Consider the following 2,711-nt stretch of genomic DNA (forward strand, 5'->3'; position numbering starts at 1 on the left):
CCTGATGCGCTTTTCCAGAATGTACAGGGGATGTATTTTTCCGAATACTCCGAATAGGCAAAAATTTCATTTACAATAAACTGTTCGAATGCCTTTCCAAACAATTCGCTTCCTTGCGTAACCTGGCCCCTTAAAGAGAGCTGCGCAGTAACTCCAACGTCAAAGAAATAATATTTCGGGGCAAAAATCTGTCGCCGTTTCGCCCTTTTCCGGAATGCAGGAAGAAACCTTCCAATAAGCGTATCTTGCGCAATGACATAATACTCTTTGACCGTCTGCGCGCTGACTGCACATTCGGATGCAATGTTATTGTAATTGATCAATTCTCCATTGCTCTGTGCTGCAACCTCAAGAAATCGGGAAAACGCCGGAAGATTTCTGGTAAGCGATTCTGCGGCAATTTCCTCTTTGAGATAGTCGCCTATATACGACCGAAGCAATCTGCGTGCATATCTGCTTTGGTAATGCCTCGGAAGGAGACCGCGATTTAACGCATATTCCAGATTAAAATCGGGAATTTCTCTGGAAACGAGCGGAAAAAGCTCATATCGAACAGCTCTTCCTCCTAAAAGATTTGCATGACCGCGTTTGACCTTCCTCGCACTCGATCCACATAGAATAAACCGTAATCCCCTGTTTTCTATCAGCCAGTGTATCTCATCAAGCAATGCAGGAATTTTCTGAATTTCATCAATTATTATAGGAAATTCCTGCTTTGATCCGTCCAGACCCTCCGCTTCACACTCTTCCCGAATTATCGATGGACTTTTAACTAAACGGGAAAATGTATCGGCTAACAGAAGATTGTAATATTTCGACTGAGGATACCTGGATTTTAATAAAGTGCTTTTTCCTGTCTGACGGGGCCCCCATAAAAACGCCGTCTCCATTTCGCACATATCTAAATTTATTATCCTTTTATACATGATAATATTAAATATATATCTTTTATATCATCATTTCAATATTTATAAGTAATTGATTTTTATAATACTTTAATATATTAAAGGAAAAGATTTGAACATCTGTGACTATCTGTGTAATCTGTGGTTCCCCCTCTTTTTTCCATGCTTTTCCGTGTGTTCCGTGGGGAAGAAGAATAGCTTTACGAAACTATTCTGATCCAAGCTGAAGAGCAATAGCAGCTAAAACATCCTCTAACGTAATCTCATTGCTTGCACAAAGCTTTTCGTTTTCATGTTTGTGATGAGGAAAGGTAGCAATATCCTTGTGATGGGGTGCATTATCCCAGCGAGTTAAAAGATTATCAAATTTATCCTGCCAATGAAATGAATAAATTCTTTCGGCTTCGGAGATATATTCTTTTGTAAATAAATGCGAGCCATTCGACAAGGTTATTTTAAGCCTGCTATACGATCCTTGCTCCCATGATTTGTAATCAAGCACCTCATAAGAAGTGATAAACTTGAAGCGATCAAGATATTTCAAAATTTCCATTTTTCACATCCTCGATTCGCTTCTCAATATCATTATATGCTTCTTTATAGGCTTTCCATTCAATATAGTCATCCCATTCGGCAAAATTTTCGTCTTTCTTTTTGATTTTCTGCTCGAATGCATCAAATGAAGCACCGTACTGCTTTTCGAATGCATTAATTTTTGCATACAGGACATGCCGCCTGGCGAGAAGATCTATAAGGTAGCTGTTTTGTATTTCTTTCCTGCTTATAGTGAGCATAATTTTCTCCTTGCTTTCATTTTTTGAAGGGAGTTTGCTATTCTAAATATACTCCATTTTAAAAGAAGAATAGAACGCTGTTGACGCTAGTTGGGCTGATACTTCGACACATCGAACAGGCTCAGTGCAACGCACGCTCAGCACAAGTCTCTTTCCCTTCGACATTCCTTGTTCTCTGTTCAATATTCGATATTTCTCTCAAAATATCTGTGACAATCTGCGCAATCTGTGGTTCCCCTCTTCTTTCCGTGCTTTTCCGCGTGTTCCGTGGGAAAAAATCAGAAATCTCCTATAATCCCCGCAATCTTCTCCGCAGCATGGCCATCGCCATACTCCTCAATATCTCTGCGACCATCTTTCGACGCAAGCATTGCATTCACCGATGTTGTAATACTTTCCTTCGATGCCGTATCGGCAAGAAGATTCCATCCGGCCTCAACAGTCTCCACCCATTCGGTCTGATCGCGCAGGGTGACACAGGGGACGCGGTGAAAATATGCCTCTTTCTGCACCCCACCCGAATCGGTAGCGATAAGAATCGCATTGCCCTCCAGATTAGCCATATCCAGGAAACCGACCGGACCGATTATTTTCATATTATTTATGCGCTCTGTAAGCCCATACTCTTGCAGGTATTTTTTTGTCCGGGGGTGAAGCGGCATTATTATCATATGCTCCCTGCCGATTTCGGTAAATGCGTCGACAATGTTCTCCATCCGGTCTTTATGATCGGTGTTTTCCGGACGGTGGATTGTTGCAAGGAGATACTCTTTCGGATTTATCGCCAGATCCCGCAAGATCGTACTCTGTTGTTCTGCTTTTTGAGCGGCATACCGTGCAGTGTCGTCCATGACATCACCGACATGATAGACGTTTTGTGTAATACCCTCATTTTTTAAATTGGTTATTGCGGTTGTGGTGGAGCAGAGGTGCAGTGATGACAGATGATCGGCCACGATCCGATTGATCTCTTCGGGCATATTCCGGTTAAACGACCGCATGCCGCCCTCGA

4 protein-coding genes are annotated in these 2,711 nt (G+C 42.0%); all 4 read right to left on the minus strand.

Going from position 1 to position 2,711, the window contains the following annotated elements; translation table 11 throughout:
- On the minus strand, positions 1–926 hold a 926-nt coding region (locus tag GF401_17235; GenBank protein ID MBD3346803.1), incomplete at its 3' end, for an AAA family ATPase.
- A gap of 187 nt (positions 927–1,113) precedes the next feature.
- Positions 1,114–1,458 (minus strand): hypothetical protein, encoded by a 345-nt coding sequence (locus GF401_17240; GenBank protein MBD3346804.1) that lies wholly within the window; start codon positions 1,456–1,458, stop codon positions 1,114–1,116.
- On the minus strand, positions 1,436–1,699 hold the full coding sequence (locus GF401_17245) for a hypothetical protein (protein ID MBD3346805.1): 264 nt from the start codon (positions 1,697–1,699) through the stop codon (positions 1,436–1,438). The genes GF401_17240 and GF401_17245 overlap by 23 nt, the downstream gene beginning before the upstream one ends.
- Before the next feature lie 278 nt (positions 1,700–1,977).
- On the minus strand, positions 1,978–2,711 hold a 734-nt coding region (locus GF401_17250), incomplete at its 5' end, for a UDP-N-acetylglucosamine 2-epimerase (non-hydrolyzing) (GenBank protein ID MBD3346806.1).

Source organism: Chitinivibrionales bacterium (assembly GCA_014728215.1).
GTDB lineage: Bacteria > Fibrobacterota > Chitinivibrionia > Chitinivibrionales > WJKA01 > WJKA01.